At 39.7% G+C, this 21,107-nt stretch carries 18 protein-coding genes; all 18 read left to right on the top strand.

Annotated elements, in window-relative coordinates:
* Positions 1-96: 96 nt before the first annotated feature.
* A complete protein-coding gene (locus tag QM450_RS05865) occupies positions 97-1,719 on the top strand; it encodes a putative polysaccharide biosynthesis protein (RefSeq protein WP_414319966.1) in 1,623 nt (540 codons plus the stop codon).
* 201 nt (positions 1,720-1,920) lie between these two features.
* A complete protein-coding gene (locus tag QM450_RS05860; RefSeq protein WP_414319965.1) occupies positions 1,921-3,879 on the top strand; it encodes a peptide ABC transporter substrate-binding protein in 1,959 nt (652 codons plus the stop codon).
* Between the two features lie 145 nt (positions 3,880-4,024).
* Entirely contained in the window at positions 4,025-5,119 is a 1,095-nt protein-coding gene (locus QM450_RS05855) for a cystathionine gamma-synthase (protein WP_414319964.1), read from the top strand.
* 4 nt (positions 5,120-5,123) lie between these two features.
* Positions 5,124-6,290 carry a MalY/PatB family protein gene (locus tag QM450_RS05850; RefSeq protein ID WP_414319963.1) on the top strand — a complete coding sequence of 389 codons (1,167 nt, stop codon included), beginning with the start codon at positions 5,124-5,126 and terminating at the stop codon, positions 6,288-6,290.
* 91 nt (positions 6,291-6,381) lie between these two features.
* Positions 6,382-9,468, top strand: a complete 3,087-nt coding sequence (locus QM450_RS05845) for a DEAD/DEAH box helicase (RefSeq protein WP_414319962.1) — start codon at positions 6,382-6,384, stop codon at positions 9,466-9,468.
* Between the two features lie 58 nt (positions 9,469-9,526).
* A complete protein-coding gene (locus QM450_RS05840) occupies positions 9,527-10,123 on the top strand; it encodes a cystathionine gamma-synthase (protein ID WP_414319961.1) in 597 nt (198 codons plus the stop codon).
* Between the two features lie 11 nt (positions 10,124-10,134).
* Positions 10,135-11,469: a UDP-N-acetylmuramate--L-alanine ligase gene (gene murC, locus QM450_RS05835; protein WP_414319960.1), complete on the top strand. Its 1,335-nt coding sequence runs from the start codon at positions 10,135-10,137 to the stop codon at positions 11,467-11,469.
* A gap of 8 nt (positions 11,470-11,477) precedes the next feature.
* Positions 11,478-11,993, top strand: a complete 516-nt coding sequence (locus tag QM450_RS05830) for a GNAT family N-acetyltransferase (RefSeq protein WP_414319959.1) — start codon at positions 11,478-11,480, stop codon at positions 11,991-11,993.
* Positions 11,990-12,484, top strand: a complete 495-nt coding sequence (locus tag QM450_RS05825) for a GNAT family N-acetyltransferase (protein WP_414319958.1) — start codon at positions 11,990-11,992, stop codon at positions 12,482-12,484. Before QM450_RS05830 ends, QM450_RS05825 begins: the two co-directional genes overlap by 4 nt.
* Positions 12,485-12,565: 81 nt before the next feature.
* Positions 12,566-14,413 (top strand): endolytic transglycosylase MltG, encoded by a 1,848-nt coding sequence (gene mltG, locus QM450_RS05820; protein WP_414319957.1) that lies wholly within the window; start codon positions 12,566-12,568, stop codon positions 14,411-14,413.
* 353 nt (positions 14,414-14,766) lie between these two features.
* Complete coding sequence (gene greA / locus QM450_RS05815) at positions 14,767-15,249, top strand: transcription elongation factor GreA (protein ID WP_000818756.1); 483 nt, start codon at positions 14,767-14,769, stop codon at positions 15,247-15,249.
* A gap of 82 nt (positions 15,250-15,331) precedes the next feature.
* Positions 15,332-16,705, top strand: a complete 1,374-nt coding sequence (locus tag QM450_RS05810; protein WP_414319956.1) for an amino acid permease — start codon at positions 15,332-15,334, stop codon at positions 16,703-16,705.
* 98 nt (positions 16,706-16,803) lie between these two features.
* On the top strand, positions 16,804-17,214 hold the full coding sequence (locus tag QM450_RS05805; protein ID WP_414319955.1) for a GNAT family N-acetyltransferase: 411 nt from the start codon (positions 16,804-16,806) through the stop codon (positions 17,212-17,214).
* A gap of 117 nt (positions 17,215-17,331) precedes the next feature.
* Positions 17,332-17,862, top strand: a complete 531-nt coding sequence (locus QM450_RS05800; protein ID WP_414319954.1) for an HAD family hydrolase — start codon at positions 17,332-17,334, stop codon at positions 17,860-17,862.
* A gap of 147 nt (positions 17,863-18,009) precedes the next feature.
* Complete coding sequence (locus QM450_RS05795) at positions 18,010-18,219, top strand: helix-turn-helix transcriptional regulator (protein WP_001107501.1); 210 nt, start codon at positions 18,010-18,012, stop codon at positions 18,217-18,219.
* Positions 18,209-18,697, top strand: coding sequence for a DUF6773 family protein (locus QM450_RS05790; RefSeq protein ID WP_414319953.1), 489 nt, complete (start codon positions 18,209-18,211; stop codon positions 18,695-18,697). The genes QM450_RS05795 and QM450_RS05790 overlap by 11 nt, the downstream gene beginning before the upstream one ends.
* A 107-nt stretch (positions 18,698-18,804) precedes the next feature.
* Positions 18,805-20,265 (top strand): nicotinate phosphoribosyltransferase, encoded by a 1,461-nt coding sequence (locus QM450_RS05785; RefSeq protein ID WP_414319952.1) that lies wholly within the window; start codon positions 18,805-18,807, stop codon positions 20,263-20,265.
* The gene (nadE, locus tag QM450_RS05780) at positions 20,262-21,086 is read left to right on the top strand and encodes an ammonia-dependent NAD(+) synthetase (RefSeq protein WP_414319951.1); all 825 of its coding nucleotides are present in this window, start codon (positions 20,262-20,264) and stop codon (positions 21,084-21,086) included. Before QM450_RS05785 ends, nadE begins: the two co-directional genes overlap by 4 nt.
* The last annotated feature ends 21 nt before the right edge of the window (positions 21,087-21,107 follow it).

The following is a 21,107-nucleotide window of genomic DNA, read 5'->3' as shown; positions in this document are numbered from 1 at the left end:
ATTGTAAACCGAAAGTCTGAATTTTACAAGTAACAAGGAAAAGTTTATAATGGAAGATAAGGAACATTTCCGTTATTAAAATTGAATGAGGAAGTTATGTCTAACGAAAATAATCATCAGCAGGCCCAGATGTTACGAGGGACTGCCTGGCTAACGGCTAGTAACTTTATCAGTCGCCTGCTCGGGGCCATCTACATCATCCCTTGGTATATCTGGATGGGGACTTATGCCGCTAAGGCAAATGGACTTTTCACCATGGGCTATAATATCTACGCCTGGTTCTTGTTAATTTCGACAGCAGGTATCCCAGTGGCAGTCGCAAAGCAGGTCGCTAAATACAATACCATGCATGAGGAAGAGCATAGTTTTGCCCTGATTCGGAGTTTCCTAGGCTTTATGACAGGACTTGGTGTGGTCTTTGCTTTAATCTTGTATCTCTTTGCTCCGTGGTTAGCGGATCTTTCGGGTGTCGGTAAGGAACTCATCCCCATTATGCAGAGTCTAGCTTGGGCAGTCTTGATTTTCCCGTCTATGAGTGTTATCCGTGGATTTTTCCAAGGGATGAATAATCTTAAACCTTATGCCATGAGTCAAATTGCTGAGCAGGTTATCCGTGTCATTTGGATGCTCTTAGCAACCTTTATCATCATGAAGCTCGGTTCAAAGGATTATCTATCAGCTGTTACCCAATCTACCTTTGCAGCTTTTGTGGGAATGGTAGCTAGTTTTGCAGTCTTGCTTTATTTCCTTTATAAGGAAGGATTGCTCCAAAAAGTTTTTGAAACACGAGATAAGATTGACAGTAAGAGTCTTTTGGTTGATACGATTAAGGAAGCAATTCCTTTTATCTTGACTGGTTCTGCCATTCAGCTTTTCCAAATCTTGGACCAAAATACCTTTATCAATAGCATGAAGTGGTTTACCAACTATAGTAATGAAGACTTGATTGTCATGTTTTCTTATTTTTCTGCCAATCCTAATAAAATCACCATGATTTTGATTTCGGTTGGAGTTTCGATTGGTAGCGTTGGGCTACCTCTCTTGACAGAGAACTATGTCAAGGGTGATTTGCCAGCAGCTGCTCGTTTGGTGCAAGATAGTATCACCATGCTCTTCTTATTCTTACTTCCAGCAACTGTTGGAGTAGTCATGGTAGGAGAACCCCTCTATACAGTCTTTTACGGTAAACCAGATAGCTTGGCTATGGGCTTGTTTGTTTTTGCAGTCTTACAGTCAACTATTCTTGGTTTGTACATGGTCTTATCCCCTATGCTTCAAGCCATGTTTAGAAATCGTAAGGCAGTTCTTTACTTTGTCTATGGATCCATTGCCAAAATTGTTCTACAATTACCATCGATAGCGATTTTCCATAGTTATGGTCCTTTAATTTCAACGACAATTGGTCTCATCATTCCAAATGTCTTGATGTACCGAGATATCTGTGAGGTGACAGGTGCACGTCGAAAGATTATTCTGAAGAGAACAATCTTAGTTACTATTTTGACTCTAGTCATGTTTATTCTGGTAGGCTTCTTACAATGGATGATTGGATTTGTCTTCCAACCCTCAGGTCGTTTCTGGAGCTTCATCTATGTCGCCCTAATCGGAACAATCGGTGGTGGTCTCTACGGAGTCATGTGTCTCTATACTCGTCTCTTGGATAAGGTTATTGGACAGGCTCAAGCAGATCGTCTACGGGCACGTTTAAAACTATCATAAAGATTTATAAATAAAATGAATAATTTGAACTTTCAACTCTAAAAAAGTTTAAATTGTTCATTTTTTTATTTAAAAAATAGTATAAAATATAAAATTAGTAGAAAAAAATCTATAATTTGGTAAAAATTAGATAAAATTGCTTGACTAAAAAAAACAATAGCTGTATAATGATACAAATATTTAAATTTGGAGGTTCTGGAAATGAAAAAGTCTAAGGCAAAATATCTGACGCTGGCAGGCCTTGCCCTAAGTGCCGGTCTACTATTGGCGGCTTGTAGCAACTCAGCTAGTTCAACTAAAACATACAACTATGTCTATTCTAGCGATCCGTCTAGTTTGAACTATCTTGCAGAAAACCGTGCAACAACCAATGACATCGTTACCAATTTGGTAGATGGGTTGATGGAAAATGACCAATACGGTAACTACGTTCCATCCTTAGCAGAGGATTGGAGTGTTTCTCAGGACGGTTTGACATACACTTATAAACTTCGTAAAGATGCTAAGTGGTATACCTCTGAAGGTGAAGAATATGCTCCAGTAACTGCCCAAGATTTTGTAACTGGTTTGAAATATGCTGCTGATAAAAAATCCGAAGCTTTGTACCTGGTTCAAGATTCTGTAGCAGGTTTGGATGACTATATCAACGGGAAAACAACTGACTTTTCAACTGTCGGAGTTAAGGCGATTGACGACCAAACAGTTCAGTACACTTTGACACGACCAGAATCTTATTGGAATTCTAAAACAACATCAACCATTCTCTTCCCTGTCAATGCAGACTTCCTGAAATCAAAAGGGGATGATTTTGGTAAGGTGGATCCTTCTAGTATTTTGTACAATGGACCTTTCTTGATGAAATCCTTTGTTTCAAAATCTGTCATCGAATTCAAGAAAAATCCCAACTACTGGGATGAAAAAAATGTCTTTGTGGATGATGTGAAATTGGCATATTATGATGGTAGTGACCAAGATGCACTAGCTCGTAACTTTGTAGAAGGAGTCTACAGCTACGCACGTCTCTATCCAAATAGCTCAAGCTTTGAAGGAATTAAAGAGAAGAACAAAGATAACATCATTTATAGTATGCAAACCGCAACTTCTTATTACTTGAACTTCAACTTGGACAGAAAATCTTATAACTTCACGTCTAAATCCTCAGATATCGAAAAGAAATCAACTCAAGAAGCAGTTCTGAATAAAAACTTCCGTCAAGCCTTCAACTATGCTTATAACCGTACAGCCTATGGAGCTCAATCTCAAGGGGAAGACGGAGCAACGAAGATTATTCGTAACCTGGTTGTACCTCCTACATTTGTAACCATCAACGGGAAAGACTTTGGAGATGTTGTTTCAGAAAAGATGGTCAACTATGGCCAAGAATGGCAAGGAATCAACTTTGCAGATGCGCAAGACCCATACTACAATCCTGACAAGGCTAAGGCTAAGTTTGCAGAAGCTAAGAAAGAATTGGAAGCTAAGGGTGTGCAGTTCCCAATCCACTTGGATGTATCAGTTGACCAATCAGCTAAAAAAGGTGTACTTGAAGCAAGTTCTTTGAAACAATCCATCGAATCTGTCTTAGGGGCTGAGAATGTGGTTATCGATATTCAACAATTATCAACAGACGACTTCGATAATTCTAGCTACCTCGCTCAAACCGCAGCTCAAAAAGACTTTGACATTTATAATGGTGGTTGGAGTGCTGACTACTTGGATCCTTCAAGTTATCTTGATATCCTAAATGTTAATAATGGGGGTATGTTGCAAAACATTGGTCTAGAACCAGGTGAGGTAAATGACAAGGCTAAGGCAGTTGGACTCGATACTTACACTCAAATGCTAGAAGAAGCGAACAAGGAGCAAGAACCAGCGAAACGTTATGAAAAATATGCTGAAGTTCAAGCTTGGCTCGTCGATAGCGCCCTTGCAATTCCAAACGTTTCCCTTGGTGGAACACCGACCTTGAGAAAGACAGTTCCATTCTCATCGCCATTCTCACAAGCAGGAAATAAGGGTGTCGAATCATACAAATATCTCAAGTTGCAAGATAAGACTGTAACGGCTGATGAGTATGAAAAAGCTAAAGAAAAATGGCTAAAAGAAAAAGAAGAATCTAACAAAAAAGCCCAAGAAGAATTAGCTAAACACGTTAAATAATCAGTCAGTGCAACAGGAAAAACGATAGTTTCTCAGGAAGCTATCGTTTTTGTATAGTTTGAAACTATAACTAGCTCTTGAAAACAAGAAAACGAAGGATACAAAATAAGTGGTACAATAGTTACTATAGATTTGGAGGTATTGTATGAGTAAATCATTTCACATCAACACAATTTTAGCACAAGCAGGGATTAAGTCTGATGAAGCAACAGGTGCTTTGGTTACACCTATTCACTTTTCAACGACTTATCAGCACCCAGAATTTGGTCAATCAACGGGATTTGACTATACCCGCACTAAAAACCCAACTCGTAGCAAGGCAGAGGAAGTCTTAGCAGCTATTGAATCAGCCCACTATGCTCTAGCAACTAGTTCAGGTATGTCTGCGATTGTGTTGGCCTTTAGCGTTTTTCCAGTAGGAAGCAAGGTTTTGGCTGTCCGTGACCTTTACGGTGGTTCCTTCCGTTGGTTCAATCAAGTTGAGCAGGAAGGACGTTTCCACTTTACCTATGCCAACACAGAAGAAGAGCTAATTGCCGAGCTAGAAAAGGATGTGGATGTACTTTATATCGAAACACCAACCAACCCTTTGATGTTGGAATTTGATATTGAAAAATTGTCAACAATAGCTCATGCTAAGGGGGCTAAAGTTGTCGTGGACAATACCTTCTACAGTCCAATCTATCAACGTCCAATTGAAGACGGGGCAGATATCGTCCTTCATTCAGCGACAAAATACCTTGCAGGACATAATGATGTTCTAGCTGGTGTAGTTGTGACAGATAGTGCGGATTTATACGAAAAACTCTTTTACAATCTCAACACGACAGGGGCTGTTTTGTCACCATTTGATAGTTATCAATTGATTCGTGGTCTTAAAACCTTGTCACTTCGAATGGAGCGCTCAACAGCAAATGCTCAAGAGATTGTAGCATTTCTAGAACAATCACCTGCTGTCAAAGAAGTTTTGTATACAGGTCGTGGGGGAATGATTTCCTTTAAAGTAGCAGATGAGAAGCGTATCCCTCATATCTTAAATACCTTGAAAGTGTTCTCTTTTGCTGAAAGTTTAGGTGGCGTAGAAAGTCTGATTACCTACCCAACTACTCAAACCCATGCAGATATTCCTGCAGAGGTTCGTCATTCTTATGGATTGACAGATGACCTCTTGCGCTTGTCTATTGGTATTGAGGATGCTAGAGATTTGATTGAAGACTTGCGTCAAGCCTTGGAAGGATAAGACTATGGGAAAATATGATTTTACGACCTTGCCCAATCGTTTTGGACATCATACCTACAAATGGAAAGAAGCAGAGACTGACCGAAAAGTATTGCCAGCCTGGATTGCTGATATGGACTTTGAAGTGTTACCTGAAATTCGTCAGACTGTCCATGACTATGCTGAGCAATTAGCCTATGGCTATACCTATGCTAGTGATGGCTTGATTGAAGCCGTTCAAAACTGGGAGGAAAAACAGCACGGCTATCGCTTTGATAAGGATGCTCTAGTCTTTATCGAAGGGGTAGTACCAGCTATTTCAACAGCCATTCAAGCCTTTACCAAAGAGGGTGAAGCAGTGCTCATTAACACTCCAGTTTATCCTCCTTTTGCTCGCAGCATTAAGCTCAATAATCGTAGACTAATCACCAACCCTCTAGTAGAAAAAGACGGTCTTTTTGAGATTGACTTTGTCCAACTGGAAAAAGACTTTGTCGAAGAGGATGTGAAACTCTACATTTTTTGTAATCCCCACAATCCTGGCGGACGGGTTTGGGAGAATGAAGTTTTGGAAAAGATTGGAAAACTGTGTCAAAAACATGGAGTCTTGCTGGTATCTGATGAAATCCACCAAGACTTAGCCTTGTTTGGAAACAAGCACCAGTCATTCAATACGGTAAATGAAGCCTTCAAAGAATTTTCACTAATTTTAAGCAGTGCTACCAAGACCTTCAACATTGCCGGAACGAAAAATTCCTACGCTATTATCGAAAATCCAAAGTTGAGACTTGCTTTCCAAAAACGCCAGCTTGCTAATAATCAACATGAAATATCAGGTTTGGGATATTTAGCAACAGAAACTGCCTATCGCTATGGTGAAGATTGGTTGACAGAACTCAAAGAATTGATTGAGAAGCACATCAATTATGTAGTGGATGTATTTGGTAAAGAAAGCAAAATCAAGGTTATGAAACCTCAAGGGACCTATCTCATTTGGCTTGATTTTTCTGCCTATGGTTTGTCCGAAGAGGATTTACAGGGACTATTGAAAAAAGAAGCCAAGGTTATCCTGAATAGAGGCTTGGACTTTGGTGAAGAAGGAGCCCTCCACGCTCGCTTAAATGTAGCCATGCCTACATCCGTCTTGGAAGAAGTTTGCCAACGAATCATTACCACTTTCGCTAAACTTTAAGAAGCTAGTCTTCTAGGGGAAAAGTACCCTGGAAGGCTATTTTCATGGGAAGAAATATGGTATAATTAAGAGATAAAGAAAAGGGGAAAATATGGCTAAATTGATTCCAGGAAAGCTTCGCAATGAGGGAGTAGAACTATACGAAACTGGTAAGATCCAAATCATCAAAGAGGAAAATCATCGCCTATATGCTCGTGTGGCGGAGGCTGAAATTCGCTATAGTCTAGATGATCAACTGGTCTTTTGTGCTTGTGATTTTTTCCAAAAAAGAGGGTTCTGTGTCCATTTGGCAGCACTAGAGCATTACCTGAAAAATGATCATTTGGGTCAAGAACTTTTACAGAAACTAGAAAATGGGCAGGAAAAGAAGGAGGAAGTCGAAACCCAAGTGACCTTTGGGGGACGTTTCCTAGAGAGTATACAAGCTACTAACTCGCCTAAAATCTATCAGTTAGCCGTCCAAGGGCAGGTTGAATCTGGAACCAATCGTATTATTTGGACTTTAAGGGTTGGTCTTATCCAGACCCAGAAGTTTTATGTAATTCGAGATATCCCTCTCTTTCTGAAGGTTCTAGAAAATAGTAAACCTTATATGATTGGTAAGCTATATGAAGCTTCCTTGAAGCTTAGTCAGTTTGATGAGAGTAGCCAGTTTGTCTTAAATTTTCTTCAGGGAATTGTAGAAGATGAGTCTGAAAATGCCCTCTTTTTTCAGAATCAAGGTCGTCACCTCTATTTTCCTCTATCCTTTTTTGAACAGGGTGTCAGTCTGCTGATGGGCTTAGATGCATTCCAATTTGACCATCAGATTTCAAGCTATCCTCATCTTGTATTTCAAGATTTTGATGGTCAAGCAGGCTTATTTACCTTTCAAATTGAAGAAAAGTCCAACTATTATGAGATGGAAATTTTTCAACAGGTAGGGCTCAATTCATTTTATAAGGGACAAGTCTTGTTTACTAAAGGTACATTCTATCTTCTGTCTAAAGAACAAGCTAGACTTATAGAAAAATTAAAAAAAGTATCTATCGATAAAAGTGGTAGAAAGATTTTACAATTTGATACTAGTGATCGAGATCTTTTAGCTTCGACCTTGTCGCAGTTTAAAGACATAGGAGAGGTAAAAGCCCCTGATGCGCTTCAAATTCAGTCTTTCCGTCCTTCTTTCTACATGGAAGGAGAAGAGGACGGTTCTATTCGTTTGGATATGCAGTTTCAGTATGAAACTTGCTTAGTAACAAATCGTAATGAACTAGAGAGTCTTCCTTTTGCTAGTGATATTCAACTGGAGAAGCAAGTCTTTCAGTTGGCTCTATCTGCTGGATTTGAAGCAGATTTTCGTTCATGGCGTCAAAGTTTGAAAGCTGATGCAGTTCATACCTTCTTTCAGGAGGTTTTACCAGCTTTTGAAGCGCTTGGAGAATTAAAGATTTCTGAGAGCTTGCAAGATCTCTATCAGGTTCAGAAGCCTCAAGTACACATCTCATCCAAGGGAAGCCTATTAGAAATTCAATTTGATTTTCAAAATATAGATCAAGAAGAAATCGATCGAGCGATGAAAGCTCTAGTTGAGAAGCAGGATTATTACATCAGCTCTTCGAATCAGGTTTACTATTTCGATGATCAGACTAAGCGTATCCGTCAGGATTTAGAAGAATTAGGGATAGAGGACCTACAAGATGGAGCTTTTCGAGCTCGTAAATCCCTAGCTTATACCCTATCTCATCTATTTAAGAATCAGGATCAAATTTCTTTCACCGAAGAATTTCGCAATCTGGCCCATGATTTGACGCATCCAGAAGATTTTCCGATGAAAGAGCTGAATATCCAAGCAGAACTTAGAGACTATCAGAAAAAGGGAATTCAGTGGCTTCAAATGCTTCACCATTATGGCTTTGGTGGGATTTTAGCAGATGATATGGGACTTGGGAAGACCTTGCAAACTATCGCCTTTTTAAGTAGTCAGGTTCAAGCAGATACTAGTGTCCTAATCCTTGCTCCGTCTGGCTTAATCTATAACTGGGCTGATGAATTTCAAAAGTTTGCTCCAGATTTGGATGTCGCGGTTGTGCATGGCTTAAAATTTCATCGAGAGTCAATTTTGGCAGAAAATCATCAGATTTATGTGACAAGCTATGCTACTTTCCGTCAAGATAGTGAAATTTATCGAGACCTATCTTTTGATTTTCTTTTTCTAGATGAAGCTCAAGTGATGAAAAATGCACAAACGAAGATTGCTCAAAGTTTACGACGATTTGTGGTTCCATCTGTCTTTGCACTATCAGGAACACCGATTGAAAATCATCTGGGAGAACTCTGGTCGATTTTTCAGATTGTCTTACCAGGTCTCTTACCTGCTAAGAAGGAGTTTATGAAACTATCAACCGAGAGAGTGGCTCAATTTATCAAGCCCTTTGTCATGAGACGTAAGAAAGAAGAAGTTTTGACAGAGTTACCTGACTTGATTGAAGTTGTCTATAAGAATGAACTGGAGGATCAACAAAAAGCTATCTATCTTGCTCAACTGCAACAGATGCAGGAACGTTTGGGACAGGTAAGCGATTCGGAATTTCAACGAAATCGCGTCGAAATTTTGACTGGACTCATGCGTCTGCGTCAGATTTGTGATACGCCTGCGCTCTTTATGGAGGACTACCAAGGAGAGAGCGGGAAACTGGATAGTTTACGAGATTTGCTGGTTCAGATTGCTGAAGGTGGGCATCGTGTACTTATTTTCTCACAATTTAGAGGTATGCTGGATCGGATTGAGCAAGAGCTGCCTGACTTAGGTTTGACTTCATTTAAAATTACGGGTTCAACACCTTCGCAAGAACGTCAAGAGATGACCAAAGCCTTTAATCAAGGTGAGCGCGATGTATTTTTAATTTCCCTAAAGGCTGGCGGGGTCGGTCTCAATCTCACTGGTGCCGATACAGTCATTCTAGTAGACTTATGGTGGAATCCTGCGGTTGAATCGCAGGCTATCGGTCGCGCCCATCGTATGGGGCAAGAGCAAGCTGTTGAAGTTTATCGCCTTGTGACTCGAGGTACAATTGAAGAAAAGATTCAAGAATTACAAGAGAAAAAGAAAAATCTTGTTTCTGAAATCTTGGATGGAACAGAGTCTCGAGGCAGTCTGAGTCTAGCTGAAATACGAGAAATTTTAGGGATTTCATGAGCCTATACTTGAAAAATCAAGACATTACGCTATAATGGAGTATTGAAAGGAAATAAATATGACACAAAAACGATTTCCAATAGTGGCAGATGATGAAGTCATGTTGACAGAAATGCCAGTTATGAATCTCTATGATGAGTCTGATTTCATCAGTAATATAAAAGGTGATTACCAAGACAAAAACTACTTGGAATGGTCTCCAATCACTGAAGAAAAAAAGCAAGAGGAAGCCAAGTCTCTTGTAAAACCGATTGAGAAAAAAGAAAAATCCTATGCTGAATTAGCGCGTGAAGAAGCTCGAGCGGATTTGAAAAAGAAGCGCTCGGCTAGATATTTGACTCAGGATGTAAGTCATACGAGACGTCAACCGAAGACAAGCCATGTGCGTCCAGCAAATCAACCGACAGCACCTTTTCAAAAGGAAAATCCAGGAGAATTTGCGAAATATAGTCAGAAGTTAGGTCAGTCTCACTATATTTTGGCAGAAACAGTTTCTCAAGTGGAACCTCCAATTTCAGATGGTGAAACAAGTCATTCCAAGAAAAACAATTATGACTTTTTAAAGAAAAGTCAAATTTATAACAAAAAAAGTAAACAAAAAGAACAAGAACGTCAAGTGGCCCAAGAGCTCAACTTGACTAGAATGAGCGAATAGAGGGGAAGAAAATGGCAAAAACCTATCATTTTATCGGAATCAAAGGATCAGGTATGAGTGCCTTGGCTTTGATGTTGCATCAAATGGGGCACAAGGTGCAAGGTTCTGACGTTGAAAAGTACTATTTTACTCAACGTGGACTAGAGCAAGCAGGAATTACAATTTTACCTTTTGATGAAAAAAATCTTCAAGGTGATTTAGAAATTATCGCTGGTAATGCCTTCCGTCCAGATAACAATGTTGAAATTGCTTATGCAGACCAAAATGGTATCAGCTACAAACGTTACCATGAGTTTCTTGGTGGCTTTATGCGTGACTTTATCAGTATGGGAGTTGCAGGTGCCCACGGTAAGACGTCAACGACAGGAATGCTTTCTCATGTCTTGTCACACATCACTGATACAAGCTACTTGATCGGAGATGGTACAGGTCGTGGTTCTGAAAATGCCAAGTATTTTGTCTTTGAATCAGACGAGTATGAGCGCCATTTCATGCCATATCACCCAGAATACTCTATCATCACTAACATCGATTTTGACCACCCTGACTATTTCACAAGCTTAGAGGACGTCTTCAACGCCTTCAATGATTATGCTAAACAAATTACCAAAGGTTTGTTTGTCTATGGTGAAGATGCTGAGTTGCGTAAGATTACGGCAAATGCTCCGATTTACTACTATGGTTTTGAAGCAGAAGGTAATGACTTTGTAGCCAGCGACTTGCTTCGTTCTACTACAGGTTCAACCTTTACCGTTCACTTCCGTGGTCAAGAGTTGGGCCAATTCCACATTCCAACTTTCGGTCGCCACAACATCATGAATGCCACTGCAGTAATTGGTTTGCTTTATACTGCTGGCTTTGATTTGAATTTGGTACGTGAACACTTGAAGACTTTTGGTGGAGTGAAACGTCGCTTTACAGAAAAGATTGTCAATGATACGGTTATCATCGATGACTTTGCGCATCATCCAACTGAAATCATTGCAACTCTAGATGCTGCACGTCAGAAATATCCAAGCAAGGAAATCGTCGCTATCTTCCAACCGCATACCTTTACTCGTACAATTGCTTTGTTGGACGATTTTGCCCAAGCCTTGAATCAGGCTGATGCAGTTTATCTAGCACAAATCTATGGATCTGCTCGTGAGGTGGACCATGGTGATGTCAAGGTAGAAGACCTTGCCAATAAAATCAACAAGAAACATCAAGTTATCATAGTTGAAAATGTTTCTCCACTCCTAGACCATGACAATGCTGTCTATGTATTCATGGGAGCTGGCGACATCCAAACGTATGAATATTCATTCGAACGTCTCTTGTCTAATTTGACAAGCAATGTTCAGTAAGGAAGATCATGGAATTTCCAATTAAAATCAGGGAAGCTCAGGATTCAGATATTGATCAGATTTGCTTGATACAAGAAAGTATTTTAAGCTCCCTAGAAATAATGAATAAAGAAATAATAGAAGAACGTATCCGCAACCATGCGGGTACGTTTCTCTTAGCTAGCCTGGATGATCAAGGGATTGCTTATATCACTGCGACGACACCTCCTATTCCCTCTTTAAGAAAATGGATGCTTGAGATCGGAGATGAGGAATTCATTAGTGAGAACTCAATCATCCTTGAAGATTTAGCTGTCGATCCCGATTTTCAGGGGCAAGGCTTTGGAACCTTGTTGCTAGCAGCTTTGAAGGAAGTTACCCGTCAGCAAAATAGACCAGGTATTTATCTGCTTTGTGAGGATGAGTTGCTGTCCTACTTTGAAATGAATGGATTTGTGGAACAAGGGATCGTAGATGGAGAAAGGAGCAGTGAAGTTGCCTTTCTCATGCGTTGGCAGAATCCCTATTATCAGGAGGAACTATGATTATTAGACAAGCTAGATTGACAGATTTAGATCGTATCTTTGAAATTGAACTAGAAAATTTTTCAATTGAAGAAGCCATTCCTCGTCCTGTTTTTGAAGCTCATCTGAAGGAAATTAAGACCAGTTTTTTAGTGGCTGAAAAAGAGGGGGAAATACTAGGCTATATTGAGGGACCAGTAGTCCCTCATCGATATTTACAAGACCAGTCCTTTACAGAAGACATTAAAGATTACAGCCGTCAAAAAGGTGGCTATATCTCTGTGACTTGTCTATCCATTGCTAAGAAAGCTCAAGCGTTAGGTGTCGGACGAAAATTATTGACCGCTTTAAAAGATCTCGCTCTTGAGCATGAGCGTGAGGGAATCAATCTGACTTGCCATGACTATCTCATTGGCTATTATGAGAAACATGGTTTTGTGAATGAAGGAAAATCCAAGTCGACTTTTGCTGGTGAAGAATGGTATGATATGGTCTGGGAAAACACGAATTAGGCATCAGAAAGGCATCTATGGTTGCTTTTCTTTAGTTTTTGAGATATAATATTATGGATTATCAACAAGGAGGTAATACCTTTGAGCGAAAATTCTCGAGAAGAAGAAAAGTTAAGTTTTAAAGAACAAATTTTACGAGATTTAGAAAGATTGAAAAGAGAAGAAGAGGTTAACGCTACCGAGAGTGGTAAGGATGAGCTTTTCTCTGATTTCAGTAATCTTTCAAAGACAGATGAACTAGTGAAAGAGCCGTCTGTAGAAGACTTGATGGAAGATTCAGTTTCACTAGTGGATGAACTATTTGCTAATGCTCCAACAGTTCCACCACGTCCGTCTTTGTCATCAGAAGAACCTGTTGAACCAGCTGCAGTTCCAGAAAAAGTTACACCTGTTGAACCAGCTGCAGTTCCAGAAAAAGTTACACCTGTTGAACCAGCTGTAGTTCCAGAAAAAGTTACACCTGCAGAACCAGCTGTAGTTCCAGCAGAAGTTACACATGCAGAATCTACAGTAGCTACAGAACCAGTAGTACCTACTGTAGATCCAGTTGAATCTCATGTACCTGCTCAGCCGGTTCAAGAAGAGAAAGAGTTCAATGCTAATTCGACAAGGATTCCAGTTTCTTATCGTACGAATCAGGCCAAACCAAGTCCTGCTCGAAAGAATATTAAACCTCAACCGAAACCAACAGTTCTTGCAAAAGAAACTCCAAGTCAAGAACCGGTTGCTCCAGTTGAAACTAGACCTGAACTTCCTAGAAGAAGTCGTAAAGAATCAGTGAAACCAATCAAGAGAAAGAAAAAATCACGCTTGAAAGGATTTTTCGTAACAGTATCTGTTTTATTGATTTTACTAGGTGTGGGTGGATTCTTCGGTTACCGTTATGTCGAATCAGCTTTACAACCAGTTGATGCAAGTTCAAAACAGTATGTCACTGTTCAGATTCCAGAAGGAGCTAATCTTCAGCAAATTGGGGATACCTTAGAAAAATCTGAATTGGTAAAACACGGTTTTATCTTTAGCCTTTATGCTAAGTATAAAGACTACAATGATTTGAAATCTGGTTACTATAATTTGCAAAAGAGCATGAGTACAGATGATATCATCAAAGAATTGCAAAAGGGTGGAACGCCTCAACCTCAAGAAGTTGCACTTGCAAATCTTACAATCCCTGAAGGATATACCCTTGATCAAATCGCACAAACAGTTGGTCAGCTTCAAGGAGACTTTAAAGAACCTTTGACTGCTGATGCCTTCTTGGCAAAAGTGCAAGATGAAACCTTCATCTCTCAATTAATTGCTAAGTACCCAACCCTTCTCGGAAGTCTACCAACTAAAGAAAGTGGTGTTCGTTATCGTTTAGAAGGATACCTATTCCCGGCAACTTATGCTATCAAAGAAAGCACAACTATTGAAAGCTTGATTGATGAAATGGTGGCAGCTATGGACAAAAACTTGTCAGCACATTATACTGCAATCAAAGAAAAGAACTTGACAGTGAATGAACTTCTCACCATCGCATCACTTGTGGAAAAAGAAGGATTGAAAGCTGACGATCGCAAACTGATCGCTGGAGTTTTCTATAATCGTTTGAACCTTGGTATGCCACTTCAGAGTAATATTGCTATTCTCTATGCACAAGGTAAGCTAGGACAAAATATTAGCTTGGCAGATGATGCAGCAATTGATACAACAATCAATTCACCTTATAATGATTATACAAACCTTGGCTTAATGCCTGGCCCAGTAGACAGTCCAAGTCTGGATGCAATTGAAGCAAGTATCAATCAAACTAAGAGCGACTATCTCTACTTTGTAGCCAACGTACAAGATGGTAAGGTTTACTTTGCAACGACACGAGAAGAACATGATCGAAACGTTGCAGAGCATGTCAACAGTAAACTGACACAATCAAGTAGCTCAAACTAACTCTTAGAACAAAATTTGCGATTAAATCCCTGAGTGTAGAAGAGAAACTCTCTTTTTATGGGAATAGCAAGTCACACCAGTCTTTTCGCTATGATTAGAAACGCCTGAAATTCACAAGTTTTAGGCGTTCGGAAATTACGAAAGTAAAAACCTACCTCTTATTTGAACCTGAGTCTAGCAGTGATAGAATCATTCGGTTTAGGCACAGATTTTAAAAGGTTGATACTGACTAAAATCATTCAAGGAAAGCTTTAAAAAGACTTTGTCTTCATTGTAAAATTATGTGGTTTACCACATAATTTTGCTTTACTACCTAAAGAAATATAAATTTAATCAAAAGAAAGTTGAGAAAAATGGCAGAAAAAACATATCCGATGACCCTTGAAGAAAAGGAAAAACTCGAAAAAGAATTAGAAGAGTTGAAACTAGTTCGTCGTCCAGAAGTTGTAGAACGCATCAAGATTGCGCGTTCATACGGTGACTTGTCAGAAAATAGTGAGTATGAAGCAGCTAAGGACGAGCAAGCCTTCGTTGAAGGACAAATCTCTAGCTTGGAAACAAAAATCCGTTATGCTGAGATTGTCAATAGCGATGCGGTTGCTCAAGATGAAGTTGCTATCGGGAAAACAGTAACTATCCAAGAAATTGGTGAAGACGACGAAGAAGTATATATCATCGTGGGATCAGCGGGTGCAGATGCCTTTGCAGGTAAAGTATCAAATGAAAGCCCAATTGGGCAAGCCTTGATTGGTAAGAAAACAGGTGATACCGCTACGATTGAAACACCTGTAGGAAGCTATGATGTTAAAATCTTAAAAGTAGAAAAAACAGTTTAATAGGAATAAAAAGAAGGAGTAGATATAGGGAAAGCGCTTCCCGTCACTCCTTTTCTTAATTCTAAAAACTAAAGGAGACTATATGAATTCAGAAAACAAGCACAAAAAGAAAAATAAAATGGAGCGTGGTTTGACCAATCGCCATGTTCAGGTTATGGCCATTGCAGGAACAATTGGAACAGGACTGTTTCTAGGAGCTGGCCGTTCAATTAGTTTGACAGGTCCGTCAATCGTCTTGGTCTATATGATTACGGGTGGCTTCATGTATCTTATGATGCGCGCTATCGGGGAAATGTTGTACCAAGATCCGGAGCAGCACACCTTTATCAACTTTATTACGCGTCATCTTGGCCAGGGATGGGGTTACTTCTCAGTCTGGTCATATTGGCTCTCAGTAGTCTTTATCGGAATGGCCGAGATTACAGCTATTGCTCACTATGTTCAGTTTTGGTTTCCATCTTGGCCCTCTTGGTTGATTCAGGTTGTATTTCTGACAATACTCGGTTTGGTGAACTTGATTGCTGTTAAAATCTTTGGTGAGGTGGAATTTTGGTTTGCTATGATTAAAATTGTGGCCATTCTTGCCATGATTGCAACAGGTGTTTTTCTAGTTTTGACTGGCTTTGAAACGCCTTATGGTTCAGCAAGCCTTGCCAATATCAGTGATCATTTCTCCCTTTTCCCAAATGGAGGTATGAAGTTTGTCATGGCCTTCCAAATGGTTTTCTTTGCTTACTTGATGATTGAGTTTATCGGTGTTACAACATCTGAAACTAAGGATCCTCGAAAAGTATTGCCTAAGGCTGTTAAGGAAATTCCTTTGCGAATTATCTTTTTCTACGGTGGAGCTCTCTTAGCCATCATGTCTATTATTCCTTGGCGTGAACTTTCTGCAGCAGATTCACCATTTGTGACAGTGTTTGAACTTGTTGGTCTTAAGTGGGCAGCAGCCTTGATTAACTTTGTAGTTTTGACTTCAGCAGCGTCAGCCTTGAATTCAACCCTTTACTCAACAGGTCGTCACTTGTACCAAATTGCCCATGATTCACCAAATCGTTTCTTGAAAGCTATTAAGGCAGACACGCTCTCACGTCACAACGTTCCTCAGAATGCAATCATTGCTTCTGCCGTATTGATTGGTTTTGCAGCCTTCATCAATGTACTTCCTGGCGTATCAGATGCCTTTGCTTTGATTACAGCTTCTTCATCAGGTGTTTATATCGCCATCTACATCTTGATCATGGTAGCCCATCTCAAGTATCGCAAGTCTAAAGATTTCATGGTAAATGGCTATCTCATGCCTCAATACCGCTTGCTAAATCCTCTGACCATGCTCTTCTTTATCTTTGTATTTGGAACACTCTTTTTACAAGACTCTACATTTGTAGGAGCAATCGGTTCAGCTATCTGGATTGTCGCATTTGGTATTTATAGCCAATGGAAATTTAGAAAATAAGTTTTACTCTCATCAACTTAGGTTGGTGAGTTTTTTAGTTTGACAGTTCTTCAAAATAGGAATATAATCAAGGCGTAAGTGTCTTTGAGGAGGTTTTGATGCACATTAGATTGGATAATACAGAGTCTCAGAAAGCGCAAGAAATAGGCGATTTGATTCGTTCTTATAATCGATCAAAAAGAGAAAAAGCTGAAAGCGAGCCACTTAACCTTTATGTCGAAGATGATAAGGGTGAACTAATGGCTGGCTTAGTAGCAGAGACTTTTGGAAATTGGTTAGAAATCGAGTATTTGTTCGTGAAAGAGGAATTCAGAGGACAAGGAATCGGCTCTCAACTATTGCAACAAGCAGAAAGTGAAGCTAAGAAGAAAAACTGTCGCTATGCTTTTGTCAATACTTACCAGTTTCAAGCGCCAACATTTTATCAGAAGCAGGGCTACGAGGAAGTCTTTACTTTAAAAGACTATCCCTACACAGGACAAAGGCACTATTATCAAAAAGAGTTGTAAATGGAAAATGAACGATTGAAGAGAGTGGCACATCATAATGGAGGTAGGTTAATGGATATCATACTAGATATGGGTAATGTTCTACTGTAATGGAACAAGGATAAGATTTTACGAGGTGTGCTAAAAACAGAGAAGGATTATATGATATTGGACAAGGCGATCTTTCAATCAGGTCTTTGGGAAAGATTAGATCTCGGAACCCTGACCAGAGAAGAGTTGGTCTTGAAAGTTGTTTCCATGATTGGAAGCATATATCAAGAAAAGGTTCAAGAAGTAGTCTGGAATTGGCCTTCTTACATTGAAATTTACACGGAAGTCTTTCCTCTCCTGGTACGTTTAAAGGAAAAAGGCCATCGTATTTTTGTTTTGTCAAATACATCACCAGTTTTTTATGAATTATTAGAGGAACAACTCTCTCCTTTAAATGAAATCTTAGATGGATTCGTTTTTTCTTGCGATATCAAGACCATCAAACCAGATCCAAAAATGTTTGAAGAAATCCTCCATAAATATCAGTTGGATCCAGTAAATTGTATTTTTCTGGATGATGTAAAAGATAATATCAAGATGGCAGAAAGTTTAGGCATCAAAGCCTATCAAGTAAAACAGAGAAGTGACGTTGTAGATATTTTGAAAAAATTTGAATAAGCAGAAAACTCTCTATCATTTAGTTGGTAGAGAATTTTTGTTAAAAAATCGCACAAAATGTTAGATATATATTGCATGATGTAAATTATATGATATAATGAACTTGGAAAGAAGCGCAACTGTTTAAAATCATAAAGGAGGTAAGAAGTGGCTAAGAATTTAAAATTAAAACTAGCTCGAGTGGAGCTTGATATGACACAGGGTGACCTGGCAGAAGCTGTCGGGGTTACGCGACAGACTATCGGCTTGATAGAAGCTGGTAAATATAATCCTAGTCTCTCCCTTTGCCAGTCCATTTGCAGATGTTTAGGGAAAACCCTAGACCAATTATTTTGGGAGGAAGAAGATGAAAAATAGATTTTTTTATTATCAATTACTAGACGAAAGAGAAGAACAACTGATGAATAAAGCGGGGGCTGAAAGTTTCTATATCTGCATTGCTTTGTCTCTCCTATCTTATATCATTGCAGTATTGGCACCAAGCCTTTTTAATCCTAACATGCTTCTCATCGTTATCATCATAGGGACTTTTTACTTTTTTAACCGTGCTCGAAGTCTAGGTGTGACCTATTATAGTCGTTTTCATTTTACAATTTTAGGATGCCTAATATTAACTCTAGTAATTACCACTATCTTGATGCTACAAAACTATCAATTCAATATCGAAATTTATCAGCACAATCCTCTGAACGTTAAATACTTGTCTGCTTGGGCAATTACTTATGTTATTTACCTTCCTTGGGTTTTTATTGGCAATCTAGGTCTGAAGAGCTATGGCGAATGGGCTCAGAAAAAATTTGAGCAAGACATGGATGAACTGGAGAGTGGAGAATAGCTTGTTACTCTTTTCTCAATCCAGCTAAAATGTGATATAATAGTACTAATTTATGAGAAAAGAAGAAAGATTTTCATCTTTTTGCAAATAAGGAAGAAGGACAGTATATGTACCCAGATGACAGTTTAACATTGCACACAGATTTGTATCAGATTAACATGATGCAGGTTTACTTCGACCAAGGGATTCATAACAAGAAAGCAGTTTTTGAAGTTTATTTCCGCCAACAACCGTTTAAAAATGGTTATGCTGTTTTTGCAGGTTTGGAACGAATTGTGAAATACCTTGAAAACTTGCGTTTCTCAGATAGCGATATTGCTTATTTGGAGTCACTTGGTTATCATGGTGCCTTCTTGGAATATCTCCGTAATCTCAAGTTGGAATTGACTGTACGTTCTGCTCAAGAAGGGGACTTGGTATTTGCCCATGAACCGATCGTTCAAGTGGAGGGGCCTTTGGCTCAGTGCCAATTAGTGGAAACAGCACTCTTGAACATCGTCAACTTTCAAACCTTGATTGCGACTAAGGCTGCTCGTATTCGTTCAGTCATTGAAGATGAGCCTTTGATGGAGTTTGGTACACGTCGTGCTCAAGAAATGGATGCAGCTATCTGGGGAACTCGTGCCGCTGTTATTGGTGGAGCCAATGGAACTAGTAATGTGCGTGCTGGTAAGCTCTTTGGAATTCCTGTACTAGGTACTCATGCTCACGCCTTGGTACAAGTCTATGGCAATGATTATCAGGCTTTCAAGGCTTATGCCTCAACTCACAAAAACTGTGTTTTCCTAGTGGATACCTACGACACTCTTCGCATCGGTGTTCCAGCAGCGATTCAGGTTGCGCGTGAACTTGGTGATAAGATTAATTTCCTTGGTGTCCGCATTGACTCTGGAGATATTGCCTATATCTCTAAAAAAGTTCGTCAGCAACTGGACGAGGCAGGATTTACGGATGCTAAGATCTATGCATCCAATGATCTTGATGAAAATACCATCCTTAACCTCAAAATGCAAAAAGCTAAGATTGATGTCTGGGGTGTAGGAACTAAGCTCATCACTGCTTATGACCAACCAGCACTTGGAGCAGTTTACAAAGTTGTTGCTATTGAAGACGAGAATGGTCATATGCGCAATACCATCAAGCTTTCAAACAATGCAGAGAAGGTTTCAACGCCTGGTAAGAAACAAGTTTGGCGCATCACCAGTCGTGAAAAAGGCAAGTCAGAAGGTGATTACATTACCTATGATGGTGTCGATGTTGCTAGCATGACTGAAATCAAGATGTTCCATCCAACCTATACTTACATCAAGAAAACTGTCCGTAATTTTGATGCTGTTCCTCTCTTGGTAGACATTTTCAAGGAAGGTAAGCTGGTTTATGACTTACCAAGTCTGCCTGAAATCCAAGCCTATGCTCGTAAGGAATTTGATAAGCTCTGGGATGAATACAAACGCGTACTGAACCCACAACATTATCCTGTGGACTTGGCTCGTGATGTATGGCAAGACAAGATGGACTTGATTGATAAGATGCGTAAGGAAGCTCTAGGTGAAGGAGAAGAAGAATGAGTTTGCAAGAAACAATTATCCAGCAACTAGGTGTAAAACCAGTAATTGACGCCAAGGAAGAAATCCGTCGTTCGATTGACTTTTTGAAAAGATACTTGAAAAAACATCCTTTTTTAAAGACATTTGTCTTAGGAATTTCTGGGGGACAGGACTCGACCTTGGCAGGTCGCTTGGCTCAATTAGCCATGGAAGAAATGCGAGCAGAAACAGGTGATGATAGTTATAAATTTATCGCTGTTCGCCTCCCTTATGGAGTGCAAGCTGACGAGGATGATGCTCAAAAAGCCCTAGCATTTATTCAGCCAGATGTGAGCTTGGTAGTGAATATCAAGGAATCTGCTGATGCTATGGCTGCAGCTGTTGAAGCAACAGGGAGTGCAGTTTCCGATTTTAACAAGGGAAATATCAAGGCTCGTAGTCGTATGATTGCCCAATATGCCCTTGCAGGTGCTCATAGCGGAGCTGTTATCGGGACAGACCATGCTGCGGAAAATATCACAGGTTTCTTTACCAAGTTTGGTGACGGTGGCGCAGATATTCTCCCACTCTATCGCCTCAATAAACGCCAAGGAAAACAACTTTTGAAAGAGCTTGGAGCTGATCCAGCCCTCTATGAAAAAGTTCCAACAGCAGATTTGGAAGAAGAAAAACCAGGCATTGCAGACGAAGTAGCCTTGGGAGTCACTTACAATGAAATTGATGATTACCTCGAAGGTAAGCAAGTAAGCCCAGAAGCGCAAGCAACCATTGAAAAATGGTGGTACAAAGGCCAACACAAACGCCATTTACCAATCACCGTGTTTGATACGTTTTGGGAGTAAAAAAGTCCGGGGGACTTTTTT

This window comes from Streptococcus infantis, from assembly GCF_047464615.1.
Lineage (GTDB): Bacteria > Bacillota > Bacilli > Lactobacillales > Streptococcaceae > Streptococcus > Streptococcus infantis_Y.
This window is presented reverse-complemented; position numbering and strand designations above follow the sequence as displayed.

Bases quoted from the DNA above. Each gene is read 5' to 3' on its own strand.
- QM450_RS05830 (WP_414319959.1), top strand. From the start codon at position 11,478: ATGGAATTTCCAATTAAAATCAGGGAAGCTCAGGATTCAGATATTGAT.
- QM450_RS05810 (WP_414319956.1), top strand. From the start codon at position 15,332: ATGAATTCAGAAAACAAGCACAAAAAGAAAAATAAAATGGAGCGTGGT.
- murC (WP_414319960.1), top strand. From the start codon at position 10,135: ATGGCAAAAACCTATCATTTTATCGGAATCAAAGGATCAGGTATGAGT.
- QM450_RS05860 (WP_414319965.1), top strand. From the start codon at position 1,921: ATGAAAAAGTCTAAGGCAAAATATCTGACGCTGGCAGGCCTTGCCCTA.
- greA (WP_000818756.1), top strand. From the start codon at position 14,767: ATGGCAGAAAAAACATATCCGATGACCCTTGAAGAAAAGGAAAAACTC.
- QM450_RS05840 (WP_414319961.1), top strand. From the start codon at position 9,527: ATGACACAAAAACGATTTCCAATAGTGGCAGATGATGAAGTCATGTTG.
- QM450_RS05850 (WP_414319963.1), top strand. From the start codon at position 5,124: ATGGGAAAATATGATTTTACGACCTTGCCCAATCGTTTTGGACATCAT.
- QM450_RS05785 (WP_414319952.1), top strand. From the start codon at position 18,805: ATGTACCCAGATGACAGTTTAACATTGCACACAGATTTGTATCAGATT.
- QM450_RS05855 (WP_414319964.1), top strand. From the start codon at position 4,025: ATGAGTAAATCATTTCACATCAACACAATTTTAGCACAAGCAGGGATT.
- QM450_RS05845 (WP_414319962.1), top strand. From the start codon at position 6,382: ATGGCTAAATTGATTCCAGGAAAGCTTCGCAATGAGGGAGTAGAACTA.
- QM450_RS05825 (WP_414319958.1), top strand. From the start codon at position 11,990: ATGATTATTAGACAAGCTAGATTGACAGATTTAGATCGTATCTTTGAA.
- QM450_RS05865 (WP_414319966.1), top strand. From the start codon at position 97: ATGTCTAACGAAAATAATCATCAGCAGGCCCAGATGTTACGAGGGACT.
- QM450_RS05805 (WP_414319955.1), top strand. From the start codon at position 16,804: ATGCACATTAGATTGGATAATACAGAGTCTCAGAAAGCGCAAGAAATA.
- QM450_RS05790 (WP_414319953.1), top strand. From the start codon at position 18,209: ATGAAAAATAGATTTTTTTATTATCAATTACTAGACGAAAGAGAAGAA.
- nadE (WP_414319951.1), top strand. From the start codon at position 20,262: ATGAGTTTGCAAGAAACAATTATCCAGCAACTAGGTGTAAAACCAGTA.